This is a genomic window from Natronomonas gomsonensis, from assembly GCF_013391635.1.
In the GTDB taxonomy this organism is placed as follows: Archaea; Halobacteriota; Halobacteria; order Halobacteriales; family Haloarculaceae; genus Natronomonas; species Natronomonas gomsonensis_A.
This window is the reverse complement of record NZ_JACAWU010000002.1, coordinates 1,054,532-1,080,425: the sequence shown is the minus strand read 5'-3', so window position 1 is coordinate 1,080,425 and position 25,894 is coordinate 1,054,532. Positions and strand designations below refer to the sequence as shown.

33 protein-coding genes are annotated in these 25,894 nt (G+C 61.5%); 11 read left to right on the top strand and 22 right to left on the bottom strand.

The features are described 5' to 3' along the window. Positions 1-8 precede the first annotated feature (8 nt). On the top strand, positions 9-419 hold the full coding sequence (locus tag HWX69_RS14160) for a GNAT family N-acetyltransferase (RefSeq protein WP_178917720.1): 411 nt from the start codon (positions 9-11) through the stop codon (positions 417-419). Positions 420-432: 13 nt separating this feature from the next. Here the strand turns inward: HWX69_RS14160 and HWX69_RS14155 are convergent, their stop codons facing one another. Genes HWX69_RS14155 through HWX69_RS14135 form a run of 5 tightly spaced genes read right to left on the bottom strand, consistent with a single transcriptional unit; the run spans position 433 to position 3,540 of the window. Further along, complete coding sequence (locus tag HWX69_RS14155) at positions 433-693, bottom strand: hypothetical protein (RefSeq protein WP_218644796.1); 261 nt, start codon at positions 691-693, stop codon at positions 433-435. A 40-nt stretch (positions 694-733) separates the two neighbouring features. Then, complete coding sequence (locus HWX69_RS14150; RefSeq protein WP_178917719.1) at positions 734-958, bottom strand: hypothetical protein; 225 nt, start codon at positions 956-958, stop codon at positions 734-736. Positions 959-1,002: 44 nt separating this feature from the next. Next, positions 1,003-1,293, bottom strand: coding sequence for a winged helix-turn-helix transcriptional regulator (locus HWX69_RS14145; RefSeq protein ID WP_178917718.1), 291 nt, complete (start codon positions 1,291-1,293; stop codon positions 1,003-1,005). Positions 1,294-1,336: 43 nt separating this feature from the next. After that, a complete protein-coding gene (locus tag HWX69_RS14140) occupies positions 1,337-1,930 on the bottom strand; it encodes a GNAT family N-acetyltransferase (protein WP_178917717.1) in 594 nt (197 codons plus the stop codon). Next, the gene (locus HWX69_RS14135; protein ID WP_178917716.1) at positions 1,927-3,540 is read right to left on the bottom strand and encodes an ABC transporter permease; all 1,614 of its coding nucleotides are present in this window, start codon (positions 3,538-3,540) and stop codon (positions 1,927-1,929) included. The genes HWX69_RS14140 and HWX69_RS14135 overlap by 4 nt, the downstream gene beginning before the upstream one ends. Before the next feature lie 79 nt (positions 3,541-3,619). On the opposite strand from HWX69_RS14135, the gene HWX69_RS18170 reads away from it, so the two are divergent. The 3 genes from HWX69_RS18170 to HWX69_RS14120 all read left to right on the top strand — a co-directional run bounded on the left by HWX69_RS18170 (position 3,620) and on the right by HWX69_RS14120 (position 6,541). Further along, positions 3,620-4,153 (top strand): gluconate 2-dehydrogenase subunit 3 family protein, encoded by a 534-nt coding sequence (locus HWX69_RS18170; protein WP_178917715.1) that lies wholly within the window; start codon positions 3,620-3,622, stop codon positions 4,151-4,153. Continuing rightward, the gene (locus HWX69_RS14125) at positions 4,150-5,733 is read left to right on the top strand and encodes a GMC oxidoreductase (protein WP_178917714.1); all 1,584 of its coding nucleotides are present in this window, start codon (positions 4,150-4,152) and stop codon (positions 5,731-5,733) included. Before HWX69_RS18170 ends, HWX69_RS14125 begins: the two co-directional genes overlap by 4 nt. Positions 5,734-5,893: 160 nt before the next feature. Beyond that, positions 5,894-6,541, top strand: coding sequence for a dolichyl-phosphate hexose transferase (locus tag HWX69_RS14120; protein WP_246286569.1), 648 nt, complete (start codon positions 5,894-5,896; stop codon positions 6,539-6,541). Between the two features lies 1 nt (position 6,542). Here the strand turns inward: HWX69_RS14120 and HWX69_RS14115 are convergent, their stop codons facing one another. From HWX69_RS14115 to HWX69_RS14105, 3 genes are read right to left on the bottom strand one after another with little or no spacing between them, the layout of a single operon-like run. Beyond that, positions 6,543-8,663, bottom strand: a complete 2,121-nt coding sequence (locus tag HWX69_RS14115; RefSeq protein ID WP_178917712.1) for a DUF7846 domain-containing protein — start codon at positions 8,661-8,663, stop codon at positions 6,543-6,545. Between the two features lie 37 nt (positions 8,664-8,700). Then, complete coding sequence (locus tag HWX69_RS14110; protein ID WP_178917711.1) at positions 8,701-9,840, bottom strand: extracellular solute-binding protein; 1,140 nt, start codon at positions 9,838-9,840, stop codon at positions 8,701-8,703. 39 nt (positions 9,841-9,879) lie between these two features. Next, on the bottom strand, positions 9,880-11,040 hold the full coding sequence (locus HWX69_RS14105; RefSeq protein ID WP_178917710.1) for an alpha-1 4-glucan-protein synthase: 1,161 nt from the start codon (positions 11,038-11,040) through the stop codon (positions 9,880-9,882). Between the two features lie 183 nt (positions 11,041-11,223). Here HWX69_RS14105 and HWX69_RS14100 point away from each other — a divergent pair, with 183 nt between their 5' ends. The 3 genes from HWX69_RS14100 to HWX69_RS14090 all read left to right on the top strand — a co-directional run bounded on the left by HWX69_RS14100 (position 11,224) and on the right by HWX69_RS14090 (position 14,537). Then, the gene (locus tag HWX69_RS14100) at positions 11,224-12,438 is read left to right on the top strand and encodes an MFS transporter (RefSeq protein WP_178917709.1); all 1,215 of its coding nucleotides are present in this window, start codon (positions 11,224-11,226) and stop codon (positions 12,436-12,438) included. 246 nt (positions 12,439-12,684) lie between these two features. Next, entirely contained in the window at positions 12,685-13,131 is a 447-nt protein-coding gene (locus HWX69_RS14095; protein WP_178917708.1) for a universal stress protein, read from the top strand. A gap of 191 nt (positions 13,132-13,322) precedes the next feature. Next, positions 13,323-14,537 (top strand): CBS domain-containing protein, encoded by a 1,215-nt coding sequence (locus HWX69_RS14090; RefSeq protein WP_178917707.1) that lies wholly within the window; start codon positions 13,323-13,325, stop codon positions 14,535-14,537. Between the two features lie 304 nt (positions 14,538-14,841). Here HWX69_RS14090 and HWX69_RS14085 read toward each other — a convergent pair whose 3' ends face one another. From HWX69_RS14085 to HWX69_RS14065, 5 genes are all read right to left on the bottom strand, one after another. Next, positions 14,842-15,171 (bottom strand): DUF7344 domain-containing protein, encoded by a 330-nt coding sequence (locus HWX69_RS14085; protein WP_178917706.1) that lies wholly within the window; start codon positions 15,169-15,171, stop codon positions 14,842-14,844. A gap of 570 nt (positions 15,172-15,741) precedes the next feature. Beyond that, positions 15,742-16,758: a tyrosine-type recombinase/integrase gene (locus tag HWX69_RS14080; RefSeq protein WP_178917705.1), complete on the bottom strand. Its 1,017-nt coding sequence runs from the start codon at positions 16,756-16,758 to the stop codon at positions 15,742-15,744. After that, positions 16,755-17,003: a DUF7389 domain-containing protein gene (locus HWX69_RS14075; protein WP_178917704.1), complete on the bottom strand. Its 249-nt coding sequence runs from the start codon at positions 17,001-17,003 to the stop codon at positions 16,755-16,757. The genes HWX69_RS14080 and HWX69_RS14075 overlap by 4 nt, the downstream gene beginning before the upstream one ends. A 104-nt stretch (positions 17,004-17,107) precedes the next feature. Then, positions 17,108-17,260, bottom strand: a complete 153-nt coding sequence (locus HWX69_RS14070; protein WP_178917703.1) for a hypothetical protein — start codon at positions 17,258-17,260, stop codon at positions 17,108-17,110. Next, a complete protein-coding gene (locus HWX69_RS14065; RefSeq protein WP_178917702.1) occupies positions 17,257-17,559 on the bottom strand; it encodes a hypothetical protein in 303 nt (100 codons plus the stop codon). Before HWX69_RS14065 ends, HWX69_RS14070 begins: the two co-directional genes overlap by 4 nt. Before the next feature lie 187 nt (positions 17,560-17,746). Between HWX69_RS14065 and HWX69_RS14060 the strand changes: the two genes are divergently transcribed. After that, positions 17,747-17,896 (top strand): antitoxin VapB family protein, encoded by a 150-nt coding sequence (locus HWX69_RS14060; protein ID WP_178917701.1) that lies wholly within the window; start codon positions 17,747-17,749, stop codon positions 17,894-17,896. 207 nt (positions 17,897-18,103) lie between these two features. Here HWX69_RS14060 and HWX69_RS14055 read toward each other — a convergent pair whose 3' ends face one another. The 5 genes from HWX69_RS14055 to HWX69_RS14040 form a co-directional block, all read right to left on the bottom strand. Then, on the bottom strand, positions 18,104-18,694 hold the full coding sequence (locus tag HWX69_RS14055) for a site-specific integrase (RefSeq protein ID WP_178917700.1): 591 nt from the start codon (positions 18,692-18,694) through the stop codon (positions 18,104-18,106). A gap of 113 nt (positions 18,695-18,807) precedes the next feature. Continuing rightward, entirely contained in the window at positions 18,808-18,939 is a 132-nt protein-coding gene (locus HWX69_RS18310; RefSeq protein ID WP_281361580.1) for a hypothetical protein, read from the bottom strand. Next, the gene (locus HWX69_RS14050; RefSeq protein WP_178917699.1) at positions 18,932-19,198 is read right to left on the bottom strand and encodes a hypothetical protein; all 267 of its coding nucleotides are present in this window, start codon (positions 19,196-19,198) and stop codon (positions 18,932-18,934) included. Before HWX69_RS14050 ends, HWX69_RS18310 begins: the two co-directional genes overlap by 8 nt. Next, positions 19,199-19,756, bottom strand: a complete 558-nt coding sequence (locus HWX69_RS14045) for a hypothetical protein (protein ID WP_178917698.1) — start codon at positions 19,754-19,756, stop codon at positions 19,199-19,201. It abuts the gene before it with no gap. A 1-nt stretch (position 19,757) separates the two neighbouring features. Beyond that, complete coding sequence (locus HWX69_RS14040) at positions 19,758-20,426, bottom strand: hypothetical protein (RefSeq protein WP_178917697.1); 669 nt, start codon at positions 20,424-20,426, stop codon at positions 19,758-19,760. 438 nt (positions 20,427-20,864) lie between these two features. Here HWX69_RS14040 and HWX69_RS14035 point away from each other — a divergent pair, with 438 nt between their 5' ends. Continuing rightward, a complete protein-coding gene (locus tag HWX69_RS14035) occupies positions 20,865-22,619 on the top strand; it encodes a hypothetical protein (protein WP_178917696.1) in 1,755 nt (584 codons plus the stop codon). Positions 22,620-22,764: 145 nt separating this feature from the next. On the opposite strand, the gene HWX69_RS14030 is transcribed toward HWX69_RS14035, so the two are convergent. From HWX69_RS14030 to HWX69_RS14015, 4 genes are read right to left on the bottom strand one after another with little or no spacing between them, the layout of a single operon-like run. Then, positions 22,765-23,742 (bottom strand): hypothetical protein, encoded by a 978-nt coding sequence (locus tag HWX69_RS14030; RefSeq protein ID WP_178917695.1) that lies wholly within the window; start codon positions 23,740-23,742, stop codon positions 22,765-22,767. After that, a complete protein-coding gene (locus HWX69_RS14025) occupies positions 23,739-24,338 on the bottom strand; it encodes a hypothetical protein (RefSeq protein ID WP_178917694.1) in 600 nt (199 codons plus the stop codon). The genes HWX69_RS14030 and HWX69_RS14025 overlap by 4 nt, the downstream gene beginning before the upstream one ends. A 46-nt stretch (positions 24,339-24,384) precedes the next feature. Beyond that, positions 24,385-24,912 (bottom strand): hypothetical protein, encoded by a 528-nt coding sequence (locus HWX69_RS14020; RefSeq protein ID WP_178917693.1) that lies wholly within the window; start codon positions 24,910-24,912, stop codon positions 24,385-24,387. After that, positions 24,913-25,137: a hypothetical protein gene (locus tag HWX69_RS14015; protein ID WP_178917692.1), complete on the bottom strand. Its 225-nt coding sequence runs from the start codon at positions 25,135-25,137 to the stop codon at positions 24,913-24,915. It lies immediately after the preceding gene. A 58-nt stretch (positions 25,138-25,195) separates the two neighbouring features. Between HWX69_RS14015 and HWX69_RS14010 the strand changes: the two genes are divergently transcribed. Both HWX69_RS14010 and HWX69_RS14005 read left to right on the top strand, forming a co-directional pair. Continuing rightward, positions 25,196-25,396, top strand: coding sequence for a hypothetical protein (locus HWX69_RS14010; RefSeq protein ID WP_178917691.1), 201 nt, complete (start codon positions 25,196-25,198; stop codon positions 25,394-25,396). Further along, positions 25,393-25,893, top strand: a complete 501-nt coding sequence (locus tag HWX69_RS14005) for a hypothetical protein (protein WP_178917690.1) — start codon at positions 25,393-25,395, stop codon at positions 25,891-25,893. Before HWX69_RS14010 ends, HWX69_RS14005 begins: the two co-directional genes overlap by 4 nt. Position 25,894 lies beyond the last annotated feature (1 nt).

Genomic DNA, 25,894 nt, shown 5'->3' with positions numbered 1-25,894 from the left:
GCCCGAGTATGGACGTTCGGGAGTTGACCGACGAGACGGAGCGCCGTGAGGCGGTCCCGATTCTCCGACAGCTGTGGACCGAGAAATCGCCCGCGGACGTACTCGCATGGACCGGCGAGGACGACTACCGCTGTTTCGGCGGGTTCGTCGACGGTGAGTTGGTCGCCGTCGCTGGCGTCCTCGTCGCGGGCGTTCTGCATCACGCCCGGCACGCGTGGCTCTACGACCTCGTCGTCGACGAACCACACCGCGGCGAGGGCTACGGCACCGAACTACTCCGGTTCGTCGAGTCGTGGGCGGACGCGGAAGACTGTGCGTTCCTCGCGTTGGCGTCGCCGGAAGCGAAAACAGACACTCACGACTACTACGAGCGCCGCGGCTACGACAGGTGGGGGTACGTCATCGAGAAGGAACTGTAGGGGTGACGGCGCGTCAGTCGTTCCCCGAGACCGCGACGACGGGGCCGATGACGGCTAACCCGATGCCGAGGAAGAGGAACGGGACTTCCATCGTCGACGTTGGGGTGACGATGAACAGGATTCCGAACAGCGACAGTTGGATTCCGAGGACTTTCACCGACCGATTGATTGCGAACCCGCCGACGACGGCGAGAACGAACCCGACGAGGAGTGCGTGCCCGACGTGGTACTGCCGCAGGAAGTCGTCGACCAGTTGCAGCGGCATCTCGAACATCTTTGGTGGATATCGCGGTGTTTCGTTCTTAATGGTTCCGTTACCCCTCGGCGGGACCGGTCAACTCGATGTCGCTGAGCCACAGCACCCAGACGATGATTATCACGCCGGAGTAACACACCGCCCAGACGAAGAGCCCGAGGTTCCGGTAGCCGGCGTTGGTCAACACGTAGTCGGTGACGCCGGCGATGGCGACGGTCGTCGCCAACAGGAACATACCGAGGGCCCACCCCGGAACGTCGTTGTCTTCGAGTGGGTTGTTCATGACTCCGGTAGGGTTCCGACGGATTCGAGTGTTCCGGTTCGTGACTACAGATCGATTTCCTTCAGCGATTCCATCCGCTCGATGAGACCGTCTAGCCCCTCGTTTATGTCGGTGGCGTGCGTCTCGAACCCCTCGGCGGTAACCGCGCCATCGGGCGTTGGCTCGATGAGGCCGTCGTCCTCCAGCATCCGGAGAGAGTAGCGCGCTTTGTGCTCGTCGATGCCAGTCTCCGTGGCGACGCGGGTGATACCGATCGGCTGGTGTTCGATGACGGCCTCCAGCACGCGGAGGTCCCGTTCCTCTTTCGCCAGCTGTCTCGCCAGCCGTTGTATCATTGCTCCGAAGTACCAACCCCACCGGCAAAACCCTACCGTTCGGCTACGGCTTTCCGGTAGCCGCGGCGTCGAGGATGTCGTCGAGTTGGGCGTCCCGACACGCCGAAAACGGCGTCGGGTCGGCCGGGTCGTCGCTTCGGGCGGCGAGGCTGCGTTCGAACCACGCCACGTCGTGCCACTCGCCGTGTTTGTAGCCGGCTTCGGGTAGCAACGCCGCGCGCTCGAAGCCGAAGGCCTCGTGGAAGCCGACGCTTTCGGGGTTCGGCAGCGTGACGACGCCGTAGGCGCTGGCAAACCCCTGTTCGCTGAGCGTCTCCAACAGTGCCGCGTACAGCGCCGACCCGACTCCCGCACCGCGGGCCGACCGCTCGACGTATACCGAGAGTTCGGTCACCCATCGGTAGGCCGAACGCTTCCGCAGGTCCCCCGCGTAGGCGTAGCCGACGACCGACCCGTCGACTTCCGCGACGAACCACGGGTACGTCTCGACGGTGTCGGCGATGCGGCGCTCGATTTCCTCGGCGTCTGGAGGTACCTCCTCGAAGGTGACTGCAGTTTCCTCGACGTAGGGGCGATAAATCGACGCGATGGCGGCGGCGTCGTCGGTTGTCACGACGCGGAGGTCGACCGTCGTCACAGTCGCTCCTCCTGTAACAGCAACACGACCATCGATAGCCCGGAGACGGCGAGTAAGAGGAACGCGGGGACGACGGCGTACTGGTAGTAGGCAGCCTCTTGGGCGCGCCAGATCTGGGTGACGATGGTCTCGAAGCCGGTCGGGCGGAGGATGAGCGTCACGGGTAACTCCTTCATCGTCGTGAGGAAGACGAGGGCGGCGCCTGCCACCACGCCGGGCGCGATGAGCGGGAGGGTGGTTCGTCGGAACGCGCCGACCGGCGATTCACCGAGTGTGCGTGCGGCCTCGACGAGCGTCGAGTCGACCTGCAGGGTCGACGTTCGAATCGACCCGACGGCCTGCGGCATGAACCGGACGACGTAGGCGAACACGAGGAGTGGAATCGTCTGGTACAGCCCCGGGGTGAAGGGGATGTCGAGGGAGTCGTAGCCCGCGGCGAAGTACACCAACGCGAGCGCGAGAACGATACCGGGGACGGCGAACCCGAGGTACGTCATGCGTTCGAACACTGCCGCGAGGCGGGAGTCGTGTTGTGCGGCGAAGTAGGCGATGGGGAGGGCGGCGAGGGCGGCGACGATGGCTGCCACGAGCGAGACGCCGACGGAGTTGAACGCGTAGATCCACTCGAAGGCAAGCGAGGGCCGACGGCCGGCCTCGGAGTTGACGAGCAACAGGCCGAGAATCCAGATGGGAACGGCCAGGGCGATGGTGGTGACGGCGACGGGCAGAAGCGTCGCGGGCCAGCGCCAGAGGCCCAGGGTGACCGTCGAGTCGCCGCTGGAATCCGACCCGCCCTTGACGGAGGTCTGCGGACGCACCCACCGCTCCAAGACGAGGACGACGAGGACGATGGCGAGTAACTGCAGCGACAACAGCGCCGCGAAGTCCTGACCGAAGGCGTTGTACTCGACGTATATCTGGCGTGTGAACACCGGCAGTCGCATGATGCCGGGCGTTCCGAAGTCCGAGACCGCATACAGCGCGGTCAGCAGCGCCCCGGCGACGACGGCCGGTCGGATGTGCGGTATCGTCACGCGACGGAACGCGGTCAGGCGGTCCTGATTGAGCGTTCGGGCGGCGTCGATGAGCGTCGTATCGAGCGACAGAAGCGACGCTCGCGTCGTCAGATACACGTACGGGTAGGTGTACAGCGTGATGACGAGTATCGTCCCACCGAGGCCGTACACTTCGGGAATTTGCTCGATGCCGAGCGGCGCCAATAGGTCGGTAAATTCTCCGCGGGGGCCGAACGCCGAGACGAAGGCGAAGGCGCCGACGTAACTCGGTACGACCAGCGGCAGCGCGACGACGATGGTCCAGAAGCGACGGAACGGCAGGTCGGTGCGGACGGTGAGATACGCCAGCGGAACGCCCAACAGCACGGACAGGCCGGTCACGCCGGCCATCAGAAGCAAACTGTTGAAGATGATCTCGGCGGTCCCCCACCGGAACAGGAGGTCAGCGGCGCGCTCGGTGTCGACGGTCACCGCCTCGATGAACAGCCACGACATCGGGAACACGAGCGCCACGGCGATGAACCCACAGAGAAGCGCCAACCCGAGCGGGAACTCCCCATCGAAGCGTTCCCGAAGTCCCGCGATATCCCTCATTGTCCGACCGTTCGTGTCCCGACGTACTTGAGCGAACCCATTCCAACGGATATATTTTAGGCCAGCCTAATTCAATCCCATGGAACTGACGCGGCGCGACGCCACCATCGCGTTGGCAGCCCTCGGCACGGGCGGCGCCGCCGCAGCCGGTCTCAGAGCCACCCGGGAGCGAGACGAACCCCCCGACCGACTCGACGACGACGCGGTCGTCTCGGCGATGGTCGCACTCGCCGAGGTTCTCTACCCCTCGGAACTCTCGGGTATCGAGCCGTTCGTCGAGACGTTCGTGACCGAGCGACTCGAACGCGAAGGCCACGGCGAAGCGCTGCGAGCGACCGCGACCGACCTAAACGAGTTGGCCGCCGCCTGGCACGACGCCGCAATCGCCGAGCTGTCGCCGGCGGCCCGCGAGGAACTGCTCCGGGAGGCCGGTGCCGACATCGCCGACGAGGCGCCCGACGGAACGACCGCCGAACGCGTGCGATACTTCGTCATCAACGAACTCCTCATGGCGCTGTACACCTCCCCGACCGGCGGGGAGCTGGTCGGCATCGAGAATCCCCAGGGACATCCTGGCGGCACCGACACCTACCAGCGGGGGCCGCCGTCGTGACCCGAACGCCAGTCGCGGGCGCAGACGTGTGTGTCGTCGGCGCCGGTCCGGCCGGCACCATCGTCGCCGACCGCCTCGCCGCGTCTGGCCACGAGGTGGTCGTCCTCGACGCCGGCCCGCGGTTCGACCCCGACGACCGACTCCGCAGACAGGAGCGTTCGATACGACCTTCCTTCTCTCGGCCGGACGTGTGGGACGGCGACGCCGACCGCGACGCCTACACCTCAAGCGGCGAGAAGGGGTATCCGCTGAATCACGCCCGCGTGAAGGGCGTCGGCGGGTCGACGCTCCACTGGCAGGGGATGGTGATGCGGCTCCACGAGGACGACTTCAACTCACGCAGCGAGCGCGGCGTCGGCGTCGACTGGCCAATCGACTACGCCGACCTCCGACCGCAGTACGCCGAGGCCGAACGGGAGTTGGGCGTCTCGGGCGCCTCGGACAACCCCTTCGCGCCGCCACGAGAGGAACCACACCCGATGGCGGCGTTTCCGCCCTCCTACAGCGACAGCCTGTTCGCGGAGGCCTGTGAGGAACTCGAAATCGCGATGCACTCGGTGCCCAATGCCCGCAACTCCGAGTCCCGAAACGGCCGCAGCGCCTGCGTCGGGTACGGCACCTGCCAGCCGGTGTGTCCCTCGGGTGCGAAGTACGACGCGACGGTGCACGCCGAGGCCGCCGAGCGACGAGGGGCGACGGTCATCGACCGCGCGCCAGTCCAGCGGCTCGAACACGGCCTCGACTCGGTCGAGGCGGCCGTCTACGCCACACCGGACGGCGAACGCCACAGACAGGAAGCCGACGCCTTCGTCGTCGCTTGTGGCGGCGTCGAGACACCCCGGTTGCTTCTGCTGTCCGAGTCAGAACACTACCCCGACGGCCTCGCCAACTCCAGCGGTCTCGTCGGCAAGTGCTTCATGGACCACCTCTTTGCGGGGATGGGCGGCCGGCTCGGGGAACCGACCCGACAGAACCACGTCGGGTTTCTCACCAGCGAGAGCCACCAGTTCTACGACGACGCCGACGAGACGGTCGGCCCGTTCAAACTGGAGTTCTTCAACTACGCCGGCCCCTCGCCGGTGGAGATGGCGCTGACCGGCGACGACTGGGGCGACGACTTACTCGAACGCCTCCGGGCGAACTACGGCGACCACGTCGGGGTGGGCGCGCTCGTCGAACAGCTGCCCAGCGAGGACAACTACGTCACTCTCGACGAGAGCCGCACCGACGATCACGGCAACCCAGTTCCCGAGATCCACTGGTCGCTCGACGACCGCATGCGCCGAACGATCGAGCGTGCAAACGAGATACAGCGGTCGATTCTGGAGGAGTTGGGCGCCGATATCACGTGGCAGGTCGGCTCCGAGAACACCGGTCCCGCGTATCACCACATGGGGACGACCCGAATGGGGACCAACCCCGACGACAGCGTCGTGACGCCCCAACTTCGCACCCACGACCTCGAGAACTGCTGGCTGGCGGGTAGCAGCGTCTTCCCCACCGGCGGCGCGATGAACCCGACACTCACCATCGCTGCACTCGCGATTCGGGCCGCTGAAGCCATCGACGCGTCGCTCTGACTCTGTTTTAGGTAAACCTAAAAGCCTAAGTCGGTGGGAGATAGACGACAGGACAATGAGTCAGTTACAGCACTCTAACGGCTCCGAACCCGCAGACGATGCGGAGACAGCAGACGGCGACACGGCGGACGATTACACCTTCGAGGACCTCAGCGTCGTGATGGGCACCTACAACGAGGAGGCCGCCGTCGCCACCGTCCTCGAGGACATCGAGCGCGTCACCGACGGGCAGGCCGAAGTCGTCTGCGTCGACGGCTCCGACGACCGGACGCCCGAAATCGCTCGCGAACACGGCGCCCGCGTCATCGAACAGGAGCCACAGGGGTACGGCGTCGCCGTCCGGGAGGCGATTCTCGCCCCCGACCGCCCCATCGTCGTCACGACCGACTGCGACGACACCTACCCGATGGAGCAACTGCCGGAGTTCCTCGCAGCCATCAACGAGGGATACGACGTGGTCTCGGGCGACCGCCTGTATCACGGCGCGGACGCGATGCCGGCGTTCAACCGCCTCGGCAACCACGCCTTCGCCGCCGTCGCCAGCGTCCTGATGGGCGAACGCGTCCACGACACCACGACGGGGATGCGCGCCTACCGACGCGATGTGGTCGAAGACATCGAGTGGACCGAAAACACCGGCCTGTCGGCAGAACTGCTCATCCGCCCGCTGATGCGCGGCTACGATATACAGGAGCGGCCCATCGAGTACGCCGAACGCGCCGGTGAGACGAAACTCGACCCCATCGAAGGCGGCGCAGCCATCGCGAAGTCCATCGTGAAGGTGTGTCTCGAAGAGCGGTTCCGGTAACTCACCGCGACGGTTCTACGTCCGTCTCGAAGGAGACGCCGATGAAGTGTTCTTCTGGGTGGTCGGGGAGGTAGGTTCCCTCTCGGCCGCAGTAGTCGACCAGCGGGCAGACGCTTCGCTCGGGTGGCCACACCACCTCGACGGTGTCGCCCGTGGTTCGCACGGTAATCTCCTGTCGGTAGGTCAGCGTGCCGCCGTCGGGTTGAGACAGTCGAACCAGCAGGATGAGTTCGTCTGTCTCGGCGACCGAGACGGTCCCGTTCGCGCCGTCGAGACGCGCGCCATCGCCGTCGAGACTCCACGCGACGCTCACGTCGTCGCCGGGGTTTTCGACGCCGTACTCGACGTGGCCGCCGGAGACGCTGAACAGCCGGACGGTCGCCCGCTGGACGCGCCCGGGGACGCCGACGGTCGTCTCGCCGTCGAGTCGACTGCCTTCGCGAACCTCGATTTCGTCGAGTTTCGGCGTGACGTGACGGTCGGGGTCGGCCGTCCACTCCCCGCGGTAGGTATAGCGGTACTGCGTCCGGTTCGGGTAGGCGTCCATCACGGCGAAGTCACCCGCGGGGTCGCGGTCTAGGGCGTAGACGACCGGGCCGTCGAAGCCGGGGTCGTTCCGGAGGTACTGGAAGGGGTGATTCTGCCAGTCACCGTACGGCGCCGGGATGAACACGACGGCATCTTCGAAGTCGGCCGAATCGATTGGCTCGTAAGCGGTGTCGAACTTCTCTGTGGCGCTCGCGTGACGCTCGACGGGTGGCGTGAGGACGGCGGCGTTGGCGACGCCGCCGACGAGAAGCACCGTTGCAAGCGCGACGATGCCCACGGCCCGGACGGCCCGCGGCGAGGCGGTAGCGGTGAGTCGTTCGACGGCGGCGCTGTCGCGGGCCGCTCGCCAGCCGACGACGAGTGCGAACGCCGCAAACACCGACAGCGGGACGAGCAAATCGAAGTGATAGAACGCGCCGAACTGCGAGAGCAGGCCGTCGGTCGGATCGTCCATCGTCGCCAGCATGTTGTAGTTGCCCCAGAAGGCGATGTTGCCCAGCGGGATGGTCACGAACAGGGCCGCAAGGAGGGTGCCCACGCGTCGGCGTTGGCTGGTGAGTTGGCCGTCGAACCAGCGGCTCGCGGCGACCGCGAGGCCGACGGCGGCGACGACCGTCCCGAGGAGGCCGGCCGTGAACCACCGGGTGGCGAAATACCACAGGACGTAACCGTTGGCTTCCAGCGCGAGGTCGAGCGTGTAGTCGATTTCGTGGCCGAGAATGCGGCGCTCGCCGAAGCCGGGGCCGTCCATCGGCGCGAACGCCTCGTAGGGGAAGACCAGCGGCGACCCGGTCATGCGTGCGTTGTACGCCAACGCGAGGCCGACGCCGAGGAGGCCAAAGGTGGCCGTCAGAGCGTTTCGACGTGCGGCGTCGGCGAGCGGCCACACGCCGTCCGTCCGGACGCCCTGCAGGATGGTCCACACCGCGTGCGCGATGAACGGCGCCGCAAAGAGGACTGCCGTGTACGGGCGAGCGAAGAACGCGATGCCGACGACGGCGCCCGCAAGGCCGGCGCTCCGGAGGGAGTTCTCCCGGACTGCCCGGAGATACAGCACCGCGAAGGCGAGATTCAGCATCGTCGTCGGCGCGTACGGCAGGAACACCGAGGTAGTGATGAGTGCCATCGGTGAGACGGCGTAGACGACGCTGGCGACGAGACCCACGCGGCGGTCGAAGGCGAGCGACCCGAGCCGGTACACCAACGCCACGTTCGCGGCGGCGACGACCGCGAGTGTCACGCGCGGCTCGCCGAACAGCGCCATCGAAACCGCGTACATCGCGGCGGGGACGGGCGTGTACTTGGGGTAGAGTCGGCCGCCGTCCTCGATGAAGAACCACGGGTGAAACGCGTCGGCGAGGCCGCCGGCGTACAACTCCAGTTGCCCAGCCAACAGCATCGATGCCTGCTGGAGATAGACGCCCTCGTCGTGGTTGCTGGAGTGGTAGGGAAACAGCGTCTCCGCGGTTGCGAACACCACGATGCCGGCGAGGACGGCGAGGCCGGCCGCCAGAAGCGTCTCCGTGGGCGTCTCACGGAACCGACGGCGGAGGGTGCGAAGCGGCCGAATCACGTCGAATCGTACAAAGCAGTGGAAATAAGTCGTGTGGTCAGACGTCGATGCCGACCTCGCGCATGAGGTCGATGGTCGGTTCGAGGTCGGACAGCTGCGTCAGGTCGATATCCGGCACGTCGAGTTCGTCGATGGTCGGCAAATCACCGATGGGTTCGACGTCGCTGACGAGGGGGTACTCGAAGGTCGAGCGGGCGAAGTAGTCCTGTGCCTCCGCCGACAGCAGGTGTCGGACGAAGTTCGAGGCGAGCGTCGCGTCGCCGGCCGCGTCGGTGACGGTCGCGCCCGCGACGTTGAAGACGGCGCCGGCGTCGCCCTCGGTGAACGCCGTTGCGATGGGTGCATCCGACGAGCCGTCGAGGACGCGCTGGATATAGTAGTGGTTCGTGAACGCGGCGTCGATTTCGCCGTCGGCGATGGCTTGACACGTGACGAACTCGTCGGGGTAGGAGGTGATGCCCGAGTCGACGACGCCTTCGAGCCACTCTCGGGTCGCGTCCTCGCCCTCGATGATGCGCATGGCGGTCACGAACGCCTGACAGGAGCCGTAGGACGGCGCCCACCCGAGGTCGCCCTCGAAGTCGGGGTAGGCCATGATGTCGTTCGGGAGGTCGTCGCCCGAGTACGCCTCGGTGTTGTAGGGAACGCTTCGAGCGCGGCCGGAGGTGCCGACCCACTGGTCGGTCCGGAACTCCTCGCGGACCATGTTCAGCACTTCGTCCGGAAGCGCCTGCGTGCGGTCCGCGTCGGTGAGTGCGCCGAGGGAGCCGGCGTTGACAGAGTAGAACACGTCGGCCGGCGTCCCCTGGCCCTCGTTGATTATCTGATTGACGAGGTCCGTCGACCCGGCATACCGGACCGTCAGCGAGAAATCGTCGTAGATGTCTTCGATGTAGCTGATGAGGTCGCCGACGAGGAACTCCCCGCGACCGGAGTACAGCGTCAACTCGCCTTCGAGGTCCGGCATCTCCGCCATCGGGGTACCGCCGGGGGTGCCGCGTCCCGCCCGGCCGGACCCGATTTGTCCGATTGGGCTGTCTCCGTTGCCGTTCCCGTTGCCCTCGCCGTTACCGAGGATGCTCGAACACCCTGCCAGTCCGACGGTTCCCGCGGCGGCCGCCCCCGCGAGGAACGACCGCCGGTCGGTTCCGTCGAAAAACGAATTCGGTGCGTCCATGTGTTTTAGGCTTACCTAAATTAACTTATAGTCGTCGGTTCAGTCGTCCGCCGCCGCCGGGACGCGCTGCAGCGATTCCAGGCTGTCCAGACAGTCCAACCAGTCGTACATGTACTCGCCGACGTGGTTGAAGAACGCCCCGTTGTTGTACGCCGAGTAGTCCCCGTCGCGGAGTTCCTCGGCCATCGCCTCGAACACCGCCGCGTAACTGTCGGCGTCCGCGCCAGCATCGTCGATAATCTCCCAGAGGTGTTCGTTCAACTCCAGGCCAGCGACCTCGTTGGTGAGGTCGTCGAACGTCGACCGTGGCGCCTTGTTGTGTTCACACAGCGGGTAGCCGTTGTAAATCTGCTTACCCAACACGTCGCAGGCGCGCTTGAGGAACACGCCGCTCCAGATATCGTCGAAGCGACCCACGTCCCACTCGTTTTCGTCCATCGGGAGCTGGTAGAACGCGGGGATGACCTCTCGTTTGAACGCGAGATTCATCGAACAGACGGTGAGATAATCACCCTCCGCAGCGACGAAATCGCCTTCGAAGTCGTCCCGACTCGTTCGGGTTTGGGCCTGTCCCTGCAGGTCGCCGTCCATCAGGATACGGACGGCGTCGAGGTCCGGCACGTTCGTCCACAGTCCCTGTGAGGCGACCACGTCGTCGACGGACTCGGTATCCGTCTCGACGGTCTCGTCCATCGCCGCGTAGGGGTAGCCGCGTGGATACAGGCCGTGGTCGTCGGCGTTCTGATACAGCACGTTGACCCACTGCTCGTCGGAGGACACCGACTCGATGTCGCCCTCGTAGGCGAGGTTCTCCATGTGCCGGCCGAAGAAGTCGTCTTCCTCGTGAGGCAGGGTGTCGTCGTCGATGAAGAAGCCGTACTCGAAGCGCTCGTTGGCCCACATGTACAGCAGGCCGAAACTCGTCTCGGCGTGGCTGGCCGCCGGAACGACGTGGCTGTACTCCGCGATGTCGTTTGCCTCGTACCACTCCTGTCGGCGTGAGCTGTCGAAGACCTCGCCGGAGACGCCCTCCTCGTCGAGCATCGCTTCCATCTCGTCGGTATCACAGAAGTCCTCGGTCACGAGGACGACGTGCAGTCGTGAGAGGTCGAAGTCGTGGCGGCGAGCGTTGTCGAAGTACGCCCGCATGCATTCGTACTCCCGAATCGTCGGAACGACGACGCAGATGTCTTGACTCATCTTTCGCTTACCAGCTATGTTTTAGGCTGGCCTAAAGAGTTGTCGGTTCGTCGTCCCATCGACTCCCCGCTTGGGTTTCGACTGCTTTTCGGCTTCGTGCTGCTGCCACTCATCCACACGCCATTCCCGGATTTATAAACAGTTATTCGTTCGCTGTCGAACCGTTCAGTACTGACGCTCGAAATGGGGCTCTTCGAATCTATTGGGAACGAGGCGAGGCAACTGTGGGGCGACGGCAGGGGCCCGCTCCTCGTCACGATCGCGGGCGGGTGGGGGATACTGCTCGGGACTCGGATGGTGTATCCCGTGCTGTTGCCCTACCTCCGGGAGTCGTTCGGTCTCAGTCTCACGGTCGCGGGCCTACTCGTGACGGTGCTGTGGCTCGGATCGGCACTCGGCCAGCTCCCGGGCGGCATCCTCGCCGACCGATACAGCGAACGGGCGGTCATGACTGCGGGGACGATCGTCGTCGCCATCGCACTCGTAGCCGTCGTGACGGCACCGACGCCACTCGTCCTGTTCGCCGCCACGGCACTCGTGGGCCTCGGCCAGTCGCTGTATCCCATCGCGCGCATCACGATACTCTCCGACATCTACCCCGGCCGAATCGGGAGCGCCCTCGGGGTGACGATGGCGACCGGCGACCTCGGCCAGACAGTGCTGCCGCCGATTGCAGGAGCGCTCGCGGCCGCCGTCGCGTGGCAACTCGGCCTGGGATTCATCATCCCACTGCTCCTGTTGGTCGGCGTCGTCCTCTGGGTAGTTCTCCCGACACAAACGCCGACGGCCAGCGCGGTCGATTCGCTCTCGGCCGACAGCGCACGCTACGTCATCGCCGAGTTGCGCCAGTCGAACCTGCTGTTCGTCGCGTTCATCCTCTTTCTGTACATCCTCATCTGGCAGTCGTTCACCGGGTTCTATCCGACGTATCTGGTCGAAGAGAAGGAACTCCCGTCGTCGGTGGCCGGGGTGCTGTTCAGCGTGTTCTTCGCCTTCGGCGTCGTCGTCAAGCCACTCGCCGGCGCGGCCTACGACCGGATCGGTATGCGCCGCTCTCTCGTCGCCGTTCTCGTCGGTCCCGTCGTCGGACTGGCGTCGCTCCCCTTCATCGATGGCATCTGGCCGCTCGTCGCCGTCACCGCCCTCGTGAGTACGATGCTCGGCTCCGGGGCGATTACCCAGTCGTTCCTCTCGGATGCGATTCCCGACGAGATTCAGGGAACCGGACTCGGTGCGGTTCGAACCACCTCGGCGACACTCGGTGCTGCCGGGCCGGTGCTTTTCGGTGCCATCGCTGACCGGGGATACTTCAACGAAGGATACCTGCTGTTAGCCGGAATACTGGTCGTGGTCGTGCTCCTCACCCTCCGGCTTCCCGAGCACGGCTCGAAGGACTGAGCGGTCTCTTCGGCTGTCTCGGGTGTACTGAGTAATAGCTAGAACGGCAGAGACAGAGGAGCGGACGACTAGTCGTCGGTCGGGTGGGGGATGAGCGGGACAAAACTCGAGAACGAGGTGTTCGAAAGGATCTATGATCTTTCCGCTTGGCCGGTGGGGCCGTCGGCCCCCGAGGGGTGGGGGATCGTTCTCAGATCGTCAGATTAGACTGCTGTTTATATCGGTTCTGCCCCCCAATGGTTCAGTATGGAACTGCTCGTCGCTGTTGACGGATCCGAGGAGAGCAATCGGGCGCTTTCGTACGCCACGAATATTGCTAACGCGACCGGCGGATCAATCACACTGATCCACACGATTGAACCGGACATCTATGATACTGGCGGTGGAGAGCCGGTCTCCGAATCTGACCGTCGGGACAGGCTGATCATCGATAGCTTTGACGCCGCGGAGGTGGAAGGTCAAGACATCTTGGACGAGGCGATCGAGTTTGCCGCGGAGCGGGGACAAACCGTATCTGGCGAATTACGCTACGGCAAACCAGCGAGGATTATACCGGATTACGCTGAGGAGGGGGCGTTCGAGACGCTCTACGTCGGTCACCGGGGGCGGTCGGAACGAACCATCGAGTTCATGGGCAGCGTGGCGCGAGACGTCGTCGAGCATGCTACCGTTCCGGTTACCGTTGTCAGGTAACATTACCAACGAAATTGGAGTTGCCTGCCTTACGGCGCCCTCACCCTCTCTATCTCGCAGTCGATTTCTACCAACTCCTGTTCTGTAACCGAATCTGCCCACTGGAATTGAGTTCGAGCTCCCGGCTCCTCACCCCCGGTCGGTGGGACAGTCATAACCGTACGCCGATCCTCTATCAAGAGAGAGTCAACATGGACATCACCGAGATCGTTTCCACATCGTTCACCGAATTCGACATTGGGACACCGCTCTCGAAGGTCGCAGGTGCGTTCGAGAATCAGGAACTCGATGTCGTCGTCGTCACGGACGGCGACGAGTATCGCGGCGTCGTCAGCCGTCGACAGCTGGCATCGTCGTCCAATCAGCCCTCTGCGAAGGTCGGCTCGCAGGTGCAACACGTCCCGGCTGTCGAACGCACCGAAGACGTCCGCGAGGTCGCCCGACTCATGATCGGGAGCGACGCCAAGACACTTCCCGTCCTCGACGACGAACGCGTCTATGGCGTCGTGACCGCAGATGCCGTCCTCGCGGCCGTCCGTCCGTTCCTCGACGCGGCGACCGTCGACGAGGCGTACTCGGCCGAGTTGATCAGCGTGACCCCCGAGACCGGTATCGGAAAAGCGCTCAACACGCTGCGGGAATCGGGCATCGCCCATCTCCCGGTCGTCGAGGACGACGAAGTAGTGGGGATGCTCAGCCTCTACGACGTCATCGAGTTCACGACGCGAGGGGGGAGTCGGAGTCAGGGGGGGTCATCCGGCAACGTCGGCGCCGGTGGGAAAGCCGCCGGTGGGAGCCACGGGGGCTTCGGCGCGCGCGAAGGGGAGTCTGATCGGATGCTCGATCTGCCGGTTCGGAACCTAATGTCCGATGCGGTCGTGACCATCGGGCAAGACGCAACGCTCGACGAGGTGGTTGAGATGATGTTCGAGCAGGAAATCTCCTCGCTCGTCGTCACTGACAGTGAGACGGGCGAGCCCAGCGGGATCGTCACGAAAACGGATGTCATCAAGGCACTCACCTGGGAACAAGACAACGGGCGCCAGCCTGTGCAAGTGTTTGGTCTCGACCTGCTCGATGGCATGGACTACGACGGCGTCTCCGCATTGATCGAGAGCATGACCTCGAAGTACGGCGATATGCAGGTGATCAAGGCCAGCATCGAACTGCAAGAGCACAAGGAACAGACTCGGGGCGTGCCGCTCGTGCTGGCACGAATACGGCTGGTCACTGATCGTGGCTACTTCACCGCCGACGGCGAGGGTTACGGCGCTACCCATGCACTCCGTCTCGCCGCGAATACAGTCGAACGACAACTCCTAAAGGGGAAAACGTACGGCCAATCGAAGAAGCACCCCGACGCCGAGGAGCAGGAGAAGCTCTACGGCTGGTGGCTCGGTGGATAACGGTATTAGGCACACTTACTGAGCAACGTGGCCCGAGACGACCAACGTGCCTCGATTGCTTACAGAAGTTGGTTTTCCTATCGGCTCCACCCTTTCCCCTTGGACTGGTAAGACTCGCCCGGCACGAATGGATCCAGATGGGGCCTTGGTGAACTCGGATTAAACAATTTTAACACGGGTTTGTGCGCTCTGTATTCAGCATGGCCCCAAGAACATATCACCGATTGAGGACTTCATCAGAGCCGATTGATATCGAAAATTGTAATCGTCTTCCGCCGTCTCGCGCAGAGAGAGATACTGATACTCAAAAAATCGCCTGTACTTCCTCAATGATGTACTCCGCCCTCTCGTTTCCGTAATACCGGATATTTCCCTGTCTTTGGTCGTACGCAAGCCAATTCTTTTCATCCAACCTTGGGAGGTGCTGGTGATGGAGTTCAGTTTTCAATTGTTCGTGACTCTTCGACGGTATTCGGTGGCTGATGTGCGTAGCTAACTCCGCTATGTGCGCTGCGTCGCCGTTCACGCTATCTTCGAAATACCTGATTGCCTCTCTTCGAACCGTGTTGCTCAGCGTCTCCAGTACGCTGTCGACAACCGGGGCCTTGGTCGAATAGGCACCTTGTGAAGACATGGCATAGTCCTTATTTAGAGATAATTCAAAGAGTTGTGCTTGGCATATCATGATGGTTACCGATAAGTTAGCAATTACTAACCGAGAGTATGATTTGGCATGTACTCAGAATCTTGTTAACGAGCACAGGCCTCGATTCGGATTAACAACAGCAATAACGTCTCGGTTACGGACTGAGCCATGCCGAGACCGAACACCACCGGCTCAGTGATCTCTCCGGCATCCTGAGGCTCGCTCGAAGGCTCGAAATTCGGGATGATGGAGCGTGACGAAGTCGTCCCCGCCATCCTACAGGCCCAATGTGGGCATCATCGAGTCATGCTACACCTCCGGTTTCGGCTAAACGAACCGCACGACGTGAGGGGTGGGCGTCAGGATACCTGTTCGGATTATCCGAAGAGCGCCGCTCTTCGAGAAGTGGTATCGTCCGAAATTGGGCGCCTACGGGAGTTTGGCCACCGATTTCCGTCGGCCAAGGGCCGGTTGGAAACCGAGTGGGCCAACTCGGTTCCGGATTACTCGATTCTGGCGCGGTTCGTCGACTCTGTAGGTCTGTGGTTGCTTGCATCGTTAGTCCCGTAGGTAATCGCGGCGCTGTTCCATCTTCTCACGCCCTGAACGCCGGTCGTAGTGGCGATTCAGGATTTTCGGCGATACGTCCATCCGACCGCTGACTATCTCGGTCGGGACATCGTCCATCAGGTGGGCGGTGATTGCCCCGCTTCGAGCGTCGTGCGGCGACCTCGTCGACGGGCACTTGGTGGCCGTGTCGAAGGTGGTCGCTTCGCACTCCTCGGGCTCGCGGTCGTGGGGGCACTCCTCGCCGACCATGCACGGGCGGGTCCACCGATAGAAGGTGTCTCGAATCGTCGACCGACTCGCCCGCCCCTCCCGAGTCGTCAGAAGTGGCTCCCGGCCGAACTCGTCGGTCGTCTCGACTCGAGGGCCGTCGATGTAGTCCTCGACGACGCCGACAAGGTAGTCCGTCAGTGCGACCCACCGCTCGCCGTGGTCGGCGTTCTTCAGCGGCGTGTCCTCCTCCGGTCGGTGCCGGATTCGGACGGCCGGGTCGTCGCGGTCGAGATCGTCGAGGTCGATACCGCGAAGCGCTCCGGTCCGCATGCCGGTCCGCCACAGCAGCAACCAGATGATGTGGTCGCGGCTGCCGTACTCGTACTTGCCGAGATAGGCGAGGATGGCTTCGGCGCGGTTCGGGTCGAGGGTCGATTCACTGACGTCGTCGCCTTTGCTCACCGTCGGGAGCAGTATCTTGTCCGGTAGTCCCTCGGGGACGGCGTCGATAGACGCACAGAACCGGAGGAACACCCGGAGCGTGGATAGCTGACCCTGAAGCGTGACGGGCTTCAGGTCGTCCTCCTCGCGCCGATAGACTCGGTAGGCGTGGAGGTCCCGACCGGTGAGGTCGTTCATGTTCGTCACGTCCCCTTCGGTGTTGCACCACTTGACGAAGGGGTCAAGTCTGTACTCGTGGGTTTGGCGGGTCGACTCGCTCACACCGTCCTGCCGCTGGTCGAGGTAGAGTTCGACCGCCGCCTCCGGGTCTATCGGGTCGAGGTCGTCCGTCACGGGTTACCTGCCTCCTGACCTTCGAGGGTCCGCTGGTTCTCGGCGAGTTGTCGAAGCCGCTCCTCGGGCTGGATGTCTCGCACGTCGGCGGCAAGGTCTTCGAGCCGGTCGCGCATCTCGCCGAGTTTTTCGTCGAGTTCTTCGAGGGTGTCGGCCTCGACGGTGGCCTTCATCTTGTCTCGGTCGTCGGTGCCGGTCCCGCGGGTGAGGGTGACGGTCACCGAGTAGCTGTCTTCGTCACCCATCGAGGACCACCCGGCCACAGTTCGCGCAGGTGTCTCCGGCGACCGCGCCGACGACGGTGATACCGCACTCGCACCGAATGACGAACGAGCGGCGAGTCGCTTCGCTACTCATCGTTCTGAACCTTTTCGTAGTCGTCCCGATTTTCGTAGACGTCGACGTTGCCGCAGGAGTGACAGGCGAGGACGCCGGGTGAGGTCATTACGAGCTCCCGCCGGTCGTCACAGGTCGGACAAAACCCGTGTTGGGTGAGGCTCATTCGCTTTCGACCTCCTCGACGGTGACGTGGTACACTGTTCCGTCCCGAACGGCTGTGACCTTCTCTGCGGCAGCCGCTTGAACAAGCCAAGATTCGGCTGGCGCGTGTTGAGGAAGGTGTTCGTCGTCGCCACCGTCTGCACGGAGCCGGGCGCACGCCTCACAGGTCGCCTCGCCGCGTCGGGCGTCGAAGCCGTCGAGTGGGTCACCACACGCGCAGCGTGCGGTGTCGCTACTGTTATCAGAAAGCGGTCCATCTGGCCTTTCGGGGCTCACAAGCCCCGTAGTGGTTCCGAACATGGTTCCGAGTCGGAACCGACTTATCGGGCCGCGTTGCAGCGCGGCCCGTTCTTCACACCGCCAACAGAGTCATCTTCAACCGGGTCGTCGGCTCGCATCCTCAGTAGTAGGTCATCACTAATGAAACTATTGACTCATGAGTTCATTGTATAATAACTACAATAGGTCAATACCCCGAAGCGGAAACATGGCCGAAGATAAGACGACAGTGACGGTTACGGACGATACTTGGCGTAGGTTGATGATGAGAAAAGGTCGGGGCGATTCTTTTGACGACGTGATAGGTGAACTCCTCGACCTCGCCGAGGAGCACGAGGAAGAACAGGACGAGTCTTAGGCCCTGCTTACTTCTTCTACCCCCACACACGCCCGCTGGTTGCATCCCTCACAGACGAGTAGGATTTCAGGGCGCGGGAGCGGATATACGGACACGTCGGGGCTACGGCACCGTGGGCATGAGGTCCAATTTCCTAGAGACATGCGGAACAAGTGAGGCCGGGAGGGGTAAAATGTCTAACCGGGGCGTTTCCGAATTTCCGAAAAGTCACCCCATCGCTTCGCCGATACGCTTCTCGGTTGGCTCGGCGAGGTACGGTTCTATCGCCGAGTAGTCCGACCACCCGCCGATGGACATCATCGTCCGCACGTCAACTTGCCGCTCGACGAGGTGGTACGTCGCCCACGACCGTCGAAGGTCGTGGGACGATACTTCGGACCACCGTTCGTCGTCGGCCTCCTCAGCGAGCGTCTGAGCGGCTTCGGTGACCCACCGACGCACGGTAGGCGTGGAAGCGTCGACCCATGCCTCCGACGCGCCCAGACCGCGCTCACGGCTGAATTTGTGAACGTCGTCGGCGACCTCCTCCGGCATCCAAGCGTCACGAATCTTCGGCTCACCGCCTTTCGTGTTCTTCCCGCGGACCTCGAACAGCCACACGTCCCCGTCGTCGGACCACCGGAGGTGTTCGTCGCCGGGGTACGTCACCTCTGACGCTCGAAGGCCACACCGCCCCATCAACTGCATGGCGACCTCGCGCGCCCACCCGTCGCGGCCGGCGGTCCGTTCCAGCCGGTCGAGTTCGTCCGGCGAGAGCCAACACTTCGTCACGTCGCCCGAGTCGTCGAGTCGAACCATAATCGGATTTACAGGGCTATCCGTCTAGTTCTTTCGGTCGGGTGGGTGGGTCCGAGGTGATATACAGCGAAAAGCGGGGTTTTCTAATCGCGTTGTGGGACAAGTCGATTACGCTATTCGTCGTCACCGAGGCCGAGTTTTCGACGAGCAGCTTCGCGGAGTAGTTCTTCCCAGCGCGCGCCGGACACCACAGCGAGGGCTACCGCGCCGAGGATGTACGGCATCATCGTTTCGAAGCTACACATCGTCCTTCTCCTCCGGGCCGCCGTCGGTGACGTGCAGAAGGCCCTCTCGACTGAGGGCCAGCCGGATGCGCGTCAACCGGGAGTCGTGTTCTTCGACGAGTCCTATCAGGCCGTCGTCGTGGTCGACGTGTTCGGACCCGAACACCGCTCGCTCGGTGCGTAGGACGCTCCGAAGGACACCGAGTGCCGCCCCGAAGGTGCCGATAGCCGCGGCCGCGGTGACGGCGGCGAGCACTTCGACGGTGACGGCTTCGAACATCTAAGCAGGGTCACCTCCGACGTTCCACGTCACGGCCTGACCGACGACGTAGATAACAACCAGCAGCAGGATGGTTCCGAGGGTACCGCCGGCGGCCCACGGTAACCAGCCGGGAAGGTCCACATTCAGTTCTTCGGGTATGTCGACATCTCGAATGTCGGTCCCTGTTCCGAGGTCAATATCAGAATCAGCCGCTCCCTCGGCAGGGCTAACAGTTCCATCGTAGACCCACCACGGGTCGCCGGTCGGGTCTGAGTCGGGGTTCTCCTCGAGGTCGTCGGGAGAGACGTAATTCTCGCCGAACACCGCCGCGGAAAACGCCCGCCCACTTGTGAGAATTTCGGCGAGTGTCGGGTCGTCGCCGGTCGGCTGTTCGTCGCCCGACCAGTTGGCGTCTGACTCCGGCCCCACGAACTCGTAGCCGCCGCTGTCGTAGCCCGGCACGTCCGAATCGTCGGGCGCCGGCTCCACAGGTCCCTGCCACTCGTGGTCGTCGAGTAGGTTGTCGTCCATCGACGTGGTGCTCACTTCACCGTCCCCCGAGTCGACGCCCTCCATCTTATTCCCTCCCGATGACGGCGGCGCCGATGCCGAGGGCGAGGGCCGCGCCGGTGAGCAGCAGCCCGCCGTTGCCGTTGTCGCCGGTGACGTCGTCGGCGACCTCCTCGACCGTGGGCATCGACTCGGGCATGAGAGAGTCGGGCACCGAGAGCGTCGACGGGTCAAGTGCTTCGAACGTGGCGCCGGCTATTTCGTTTCCGTAGGCCACGGCGTCGGCTTCGAGGGGGGTTCTCTCGCCGGCTTCGGAGGTGTCGACGGCGGCCGTTCCGGTTTGCCGAATCTGGTCAAAAACGTTCCCGACGAACCGGCCGCCGAGGTCTTCTTCGACGGTCACCTCGGGGGAATCGGAAACGTCTTCGCCGAGTTCAGTAAAGTCGGTGCCTTCGTCGGGCGACCGAGTGGCGGCGCCACCGGACCCGCTCGTGAGGTCTTCGTCGGCGACGAAACCTTGGTCGGCCATGTTGTCGGTGACGATGTCCTGAGCCTGCTCGTCGAACTCGTCGGAGCCGGGCGCGGGTGCATCGTCGCTGTCCGAGGTGATGGAAACTGTCCCCCCGCTGCTGTCGGTGCTGGTACTGCCGCCCCCACCGCCGCCGCTGCTGCCGCCGTCGTCGTCGGGGGCGTCTTCGCCTATGTCGTCGTAAACGCTGTCTGGTAGCTCAACCATGTGTGTAGACTCGTCTGAAGGTTACTTGAGAAAGAGGACAAGTCTGAAAGAGGCGATAAATTCTGTCGAAAGGCGACTGAATGGGTCGGTCAGCCTACCTCAGCATTAGTGGATAGGCCAGATATTATATACTCCACACCACCACCACTCCATAATGCCTAACGTTGGCGATTGGAGAATGAACTTGGTTCAAGTCTGGATTTTTTCAGCTCTTGTAATCACACTCATGTTAATCATTTTCCATGCGCTGACGTACTCAAGGTTATATATTGCAGCTTACACATCTTTCACCGCACTAGCGTACTATTTTATGCCATCAAGTGGTGCTGAAAGACGAAAAGTGCGTAATATCGTCATTATCGGGTCTATTGGAGCAATCGTCTCGTTCTTTGTTATTCTCAACTCCGAACTTGGAATCCCAATTCCCATAATTTAGTCATGAAATCACAGTTCGCCAAATTGGGCGGGATTGCTGTCTTGGTCGCTGTAGCAGTCGCCGTTTTCTGGGATAGCGCCCTATTTTCCATATCCATCTACACTTCTACTCCACTACTCTTCTGGGCTCTTGCCGGAATAGCCATTATAATTGGAGTAAAGATATCTATTCACCGAGATCCGCATTGGTCAGGCACTATTGTAGTAGCATCAAGTATGCTTGCTATAGTGGGGTTGCCATTACTACGGGGCTCATATATGATTGGGAAAGGTGACCCACTCACCCACGTCGGTTGGACGAAAGATATACTAAGGTCTTCAATTGTTGCGACAGATCTCCTCTATCCCCTCCTTCACCTTACCGCAGCGCAGCTTACTAGAGTTACGAATTTAGAACCGAACCGCTCGCTACTCTTGATAGTCTTTGTGTTTGTTGTTCTATTCGTCGTCTCCTCAGGTGTTGCTGTTCGGCAGATTATTTCCATCATAGAAGCCCCAGGTCAGCAAGCAGCCACTATAGGTGTATTTTCAGGGCTCCTTTTTCTTCCAATCAATCATATCGGCGTTTATTTGATGCCCCATCCGACGAGCCAAGCGGTCTTATTCTACCCGCTTCTAATCTTCGTCACTATTCAGGCAGCCACCACTCGGAGTCGTCGATGGAAATTTCTAGTTTTGCTCACTACGGCGACATTGATTCTATTACACCCGATGCATGCCATAATTTACACTGCAATTTTAGGTGCCGTATCAATTGCATCGCATTTTCTGTCGTGGTGCTACGAGGAGTGGTCTATCCACTTCCCTCTCAGCCTGTCGGTTTTTTTGGGCGTAGCCACGGCTGTGTGGACTCTCGAACACCGGCGGTTCTGGGTAGCTGCGAGCGGATACATAGGCGATATCCTGTTCATTGATATTGGGGGTTCGAGTCGCGTGGATTCAACTGCTGGTTCATTAACTGATCTAGGTACGTCTGTTGTCGAGTTGGGTACCCGACTCTTTACAGTTAGTGCAGTGTTCGTGGCTTTGACGATTAGTTTCGTCTTCTGGCTATTCCTGCGAAAGCACTCCCGCAAAGAACGAGGGAAAACGAATCTAGTGCTTGGGTTTGCAGTATCACTCATACCAATATCATTGGTGTCTGCCTTTTTCATTGTAATCAGGCCAAACACCATCCCGTTCAGATTCTTGGGTGTGTTGATGGTTTTTGGGACGATTTTGGGTGGTTCAGCACTTGCCATTATAAACAAAAAACTGCCAGCAAAGATCTCCAAAGAAGCGCTATCTGTATTCTTTGTCATTATGCTGTTGGTGTCTGTCCCAGTCGTATATCCGTCGCCATACATTTTGAAAGGCTCTGGAGAGATCCGGCAACCAGCAGTGCAAAGTTACGAATCGACAGCTGAGTTCGGCGCGGAGGAGAATAAATTTCGTAGCGTTAGAACACCACCAGAACGGTATTTCCAAGCTGTATTCGGTGTTTCAGAAGCCACAAGACGGGGGTTATTAGTCAATGGACGAGTTCCCGCCTCTAGGCAAGTCCCTGACCATTTTGCAAATCGTTCACTCTCTTCCGAATATTCTGACGATTTTTATTTAGCTATCCATATCCGTGATAAAATACTAGAGACCGATTTGTATGATGGGTTTCGGTATAATGAGGGGGACTTCCGGTATGTTGAGTCAGACCCGAGAATCAATCGAGTATATGACAGTCGGTTCGTCGTTCTCTACCGGGTAGAGGCGAAGCGGCAGTAGGTCAAACACTGATTTTTAATTTACCTAATCTATTATAATTTCAAGTCGGTGTTAATGTCGGGTCAGCCATTTGAATGTCGGAAAACCACCGACTACCTACCAAATGGTCGGGTTTAAACTCGGCCGTTGAACATTTTTACACCACCTAAACTGTCTTGGCGGGCTTGTGGATGTGGGAGTTCCCGGCGTTAGACTCTGTGATGACAATCCGCCCATCATGATTGACCAGCGTTGTGGCAGCACCGTCGATTACACCACCCAGTTCGGAATCAGTCATTCCTCGTGTGTCTGTTGGTGTTGCGGTGCCGTTTGTACTGCTGTCGGTAAATGCAAACGAGAATTGCCCCCCGACGTTTGATTGAATAGGGGACTGTGACCCGTCGTTATTGATTGTGCAGGACTGGAACGCCATGTAAGGATTATTTGTAACGTTAATCGCTGTCCCATGTGTCCCATCTCCGATTGTCGTTGACGATAGGAACACGATCCCGCTTTTCGTCCCGATGCATTTGTTGGTGAATGAACTAAAGTTATTGTTCACTATTGTACACCGATCAAGCCTCATTTTCCCGTGGGTCTGGATGCCGTTGTTAAACGTCACGTCGCGGAAATTCAGATGGTCGGAACGTGCCCACGCCATCATTTGGACTGTCGGCTTCAATTGAACATCGGTGCGGTCATTACTGTTGCCAACAATCCGTACCTCGCCTTTATTATTGCCGTTAAACACGCTCCAAATTATGTTTCTAGCCCCATCGTAATCGTACACGGCCGGGAGGTTACCATTGCTTGACGGAACGGTGTAAAGGTCAATAATATACGCACGATTCGGAAAGTACGGCACAGTCTCTAACGCCCCTCGGAGCGTAAGCGGGTCCGATTCTGTCCCTGCCGCCTCACGACTGCCGTTTGGGGAGCAGTAGAGCGTTGTATCCGTGTAATCACTATCAAATAGTGGCCTGTTGGACACTTGCGGCGAGGCCTCGTCTATTGGATACGTCACGTCGAAATCGCCGTTTGCTTCCTCTGTATAGAACGCTTCTGCCGGGTCGTCCTTCCCGACGCTTTTCGGGTTGATGTCGCGGTCGCGGACAGACGATGGGCCGGGGTCGAAATCAGTCATTCGCCAGCCCACCCCCCTGCGACTCGCGGAGTGGTCCCGCTCGGGTCGGTGATAGTCACCGATTCGGCGGAATAGCTCTCGATACTGGCTTTCTGGTCGACGGGGATAACGACGGTACCGCCGTCAACGGTGTCGATTTCGACGTTAACCTCTCCCTCGACGATGGATAGAAGAACCTCCTCGATAGTGCCGGAGTTCGTCATTTCGACCGGGTAGCTGTCGCCGGCTGCTGTGTCGAAATCGGCGCCGTTCGGGTAGGTGTTCGAGGAGACCGTCGCCGACACGCGCACGTCTCGGCGAACGTTCCGCTCCAAAGCCACGCCCTTCAGCACCTGGACCTGACTCGTTGACGACGATACCGTTTCCATCCAGAGACCGTCTGAGAAATCGAGGGTATCGAATCCCCAGCCCTGTTCTTCTCGGATAGCGAACTCGTCGTCTGTGCGGAACGGGATACCGCTGCCTTCGGCGTCTTCGGACCCGAAGATTTGGATGTCGGTCCCGTTTTCGTCGTTCCGAATGGTCATCGCGTCCTGCTGAAGCATCTGCTCGGTAACGACCTGAACGCGCTCGTCTTCTGGTATCGTCTTGCTCATCGCTGGTCACCGTGGTTGTGTTCCAAAAATTGGGTCATGCTGAACCTCAGGCCCCGGAGTAGAGGCCGTAGTGTAGCTTGACGTTGCTGTCGTTGCCAACCACGACACCGTCCTGAGAGGCGTCGACCTTCACCTGAAGGGCGAGGCTCTTGTCTTGGCTGGCGGCGGGCTGTACTTCTGCCTGCATGGGCCGGTCGGTTCGGGAGTCGCCCTTCGCGTCGGCGAGGTCGTCGAGGTCACCGAACACGCGGCGGCGGATGTCGTCGCCGGTCGAGTCGACGATAGCCAGCCGCAGCTTGCCCGAAATCTGGTCGCCGTCGGCGCCGGTGCCGGAGCCGTCGGCGAGGAGCTCGCAGTACGCGAAACTCGCGTCGGCGGCCTCTCGGTTCCGCGGCCCGAAGCCGAAGAACTTCAGAGTGTCCGCCTTCACGTCTTCGCTCCAGATGGTGATGTACTCACCACTCTGGAGAGTCGCCCCGTCGAGGTCCGCGCCGTTGATGAACTGTGGCGAGGAGTCGGGGTAGAGGTAGCTGTTACCGCGCTGGCGCGGATTGTAGAGGGTCGGACGGGCCATTTAGACCACCTCAGGGCTGTCCGCCCCGTCGTCGCCCGCGGGGTTGACCCCCAGCAGGTTCCCGATGAAGCTGTTTGCGTTCGATGCGAGTTCGTCGCCGATGTCGCGCGACATGGCGAACACAGTCATCCCGAGGATGAGGAGAACGACCGTAGCGGCGGCCGAACCGGGCTCGCCGAAATCAATCGTCTCTCCCGTGAACGGGATTGGTACTTCTCCGAACATTACAACTGAGTTGTACCACCCACTAATATTAGTAGATGGAGACAAGACTAATCGGCGTATGGTAAGCTTCGAACTGCTGCTCCTGCTGGGGGTACTGGCGGGGATACTCGTGTTCCAACCGTTGATAGGCCTCCTGTGGGTCTATGTCGTGTACAAGTTGATTGTCCGGTTCACTCGAAAACAGGCAGAGGAGGCCGTCGACGGTCGAATAGACCGGGTAGCGGCCCACGTCCGACACATCGCCGGAGGTGCCGAATGACTGTTCCAGCCTGTCCGATCGGATGTGAAGAAGGCGGCCCGTTCTCGACGAAAAACGGGGCTGTGATGCACATGATAAACAAGGAAGACGACCTCCACGCGGAGGTATCGAACAAGGCGGACGCCTACGCGCTTCTCGAAGGGGACGGAAATCAAGAGACGGCAGAAGATTCAGAGGGTTCCGACGAGTCAACTCCCGAACCCTCTCCCGAGGACACTGGGTCGGTCGACTTCCCGACCGCGCCCGACGGGCCGGCGGACCGGGACCCGACAGAACCGGCCGAACAGATTCAGACCGACACTCCCGACGACGACCTCGACGACGGGGGCGACGACGACCCGGACCCACCGGCAGGGGCGGCAACTGCTGGCGAGGGGTCCGCGGCGGCCGGCCTCGCGGTCGGGGCGGTCGCTGTCGCCGGGCTCGCGTTCATGAAATTGCGTGGTCAGCAGCGTGGGTCACAAACAGACAACGGGCCGAACTACGAGGTGGTCTAAG

Bases quoted from the DNA above. Each gene is read 5' to 3' on its own strand.
- HWX69_RS14160 (WP_178917720.1), top strand. From the start codon at position 9: ATGGACGTTCGGGAGTTGACCGACGAGACGGAGCGCCGTGAGGCGGTC.
- HWX69_RS14155 (WP_218644796.1), bottom strand. From the start codon at position 693: ATGTTCGAGATGCCGCTGCAACTGGTCGACGACTTCCTGCGGCAGTAC.
- HWX69_RS14150 (WP_178917719.1), bottom strand. From the start codon at position 958: ATGAACAACCCACTCGAAGACAACGACGTTCCGGGGTGGGCCCTCGGT.
- HWX69_RS14145 (WP_178917718.1), bottom strand. From the start codon at position 1,293: ATGATACAACGGCTGGCGAGACAGCTGGCGAAAGAGGAACGGGACCTC.
- HWX69_RS14135 (WP_178917716.1), bottom strand. From the start codon at position 3,540: ATGAGGGATATCGCGGGACTTCGGGAACGCTTCGATGGGGAGTTCCCG.
- HWX69_RS18170 (WP_178917715.1), top strand. From the start codon at position 3,620: ATGGAACTGACGCGGCGCGACGCCACCATCGCGTTGGCAGCCCTCGGC.
- HWX69_RS14120 (WP_246286569.1), top strand. From the start codon at position 5,894: ATGGGCACCTACAACGAGGAGGCCGCCGTCGCCACCGTCCTCGAGGAC.
- HWX69_RS14110 (WP_178917711.1), bottom strand. From the start codon at position 9,840: ATGGACGCACCGAATTCGTTTTTCGACGGAACCGACCGGCGGTCGTTC.
- HWX69_RS14105 (WP_178917710.1), bottom strand. From the start codon at position 11,040: ATGAGTCAAGACATCTGCGTCGTCGTTCCGACGATTCGGGAGTACGAA.
- HWX69_RS14100 (WP_178917709.1), top strand. From the start codon at position 11,224: ATGGGGCTCTTCGAATCTATTGGGAACGAGGCGAGGCAACTGTGGGGC.
- HWX69_RS14095 (WP_178917708.1), top strand. From the start codon at position 12,685: ATGGAACTGCTCGTCGCTGTTGACGGATCCGAGGAGAGCAATCGGGCG.
- HWX69_RS14090 (WP_178917707.1), top strand. From the start codon at position 13,323: ATGGACATCACCGAGATCGTTTCCACATCGTTCACCGAATTCGACATT.
- HWX69_RS14085 (WP_178917706.1), bottom strand. From the start codon at position 15,171: ATGTCTTCACAAGGTGCCTATTCGACCAAGGCCCCGGTTGTCGACAGC.
- HWX69_RS14075 (WP_178917704.1), bottom strand. From the start codon at position 17,003: ATGGGTGACGAAGACAGCTACTCGGTGACCGTCACCCTCACCCGCGGG.
- HWX69_RS14070 (WP_178917703.1), bottom strand. From the start codon at position 17,260: ATGAGCCTCACCCAACACGGGTTTTGTCCGACCTGTGACGACCGGCGG.
- HWX69_RS14065 (WP_178917702.1), bottom strand. From the start codon at position 17,559: ATGTTCGGAACCACTACGGGGCTTGTGAGCCCCGAAAGGCCAGATGGA.
- HWX69_RS14060 (WP_178917701.1), top strand. From the start codon at position 17,747: ATGGCCGAAGATAAGACGACAGTGACGGTTACGGACGATACTTGGCGT.
- HWX69_RS14055 (WP_178917700.1), bottom strand. From the start codon at position 18,694: ATGGTTCGACTCGACGACTCGGGCGACGTGACGAAGTGTTGGCTCTCG.
- HWX69_RS18310 (WP_281361580.1), bottom strand. From the start codon at position 18,939: ATGTGTAGCTTCGAAACGATGATGCCGTACATCCTCGGCGCGGTAGCC.
- HWX69_RS14050 (WP_178917699.1), bottom strand. From the start codon at position 19,198: ATGTTCGAAGCCGTCACCGTCGAAGTGCTCGCCGCCGTCACCGCGGCC.
- HWX69_RS14045 (WP_178917698.1), bottom strand. From the start codon at position 19,756: ATGGAGGGCGTCGACTCGGGGGACGGTGAAGTGAGCACCACGTCGATG.
- HWX69_RS14040 (WP_178917697.1), bottom strand. From the start codon at position 20,426: ATGGTTGAGCTACCAGACAGCGTTTACGACGACATAGGCGAAGACGCC.
- HWX69_RS14035 (WP_178917696.1), top strand. From the start codon at position 20,865: ATGAAATCACAGTTCGCCAAATTGGGCGGGATTGCTGTCTTGGTCGCT.
- HWX69_RS14030 (WP_178917695.1), bottom strand. From the start codon at position 23,742: ATGACTGATTTCGACCCCGGCCCATCGTCTGTCCGCGACCGCGACATC.
- HWX69_RS14025 (WP_178917694.1), bottom strand. From the start codon at position 24,338: ATGAGCAAGACGATACCAGAAGACGAGCGCGTTCAGGTCGTTACCGAG.
- HWX69_RS14020 (WP_178917693.1), bottom strand. From the start codon at position 24,912: ATGGCCCGTCCGACCCTCTACAATCCGCGCCAGCGCGGTAACAGCTAC.
- HWX69_RS14015 (WP_178917692.1), bottom strand. From the start codon at position 25,137: ATGTTCGGAGAAGTACCAATCCCGTTCACGGGAGAGACGATTGATTTC.
- HWX69_RS14010 (WP_178917691.1), top strand. From the start codon at position 25,196: ATGGTAAGCTTCGAACTGCTGCTCCTGCTGGGGGTACTGGCGGGGATA.
- HWX69_RS14005 (WP_178917690.1), top strand. From the start codon at position 25,393: ATGACTGTTCCAGCCTGTCCGATCGGATGTGAAGAAGGCGGCCCGTTC.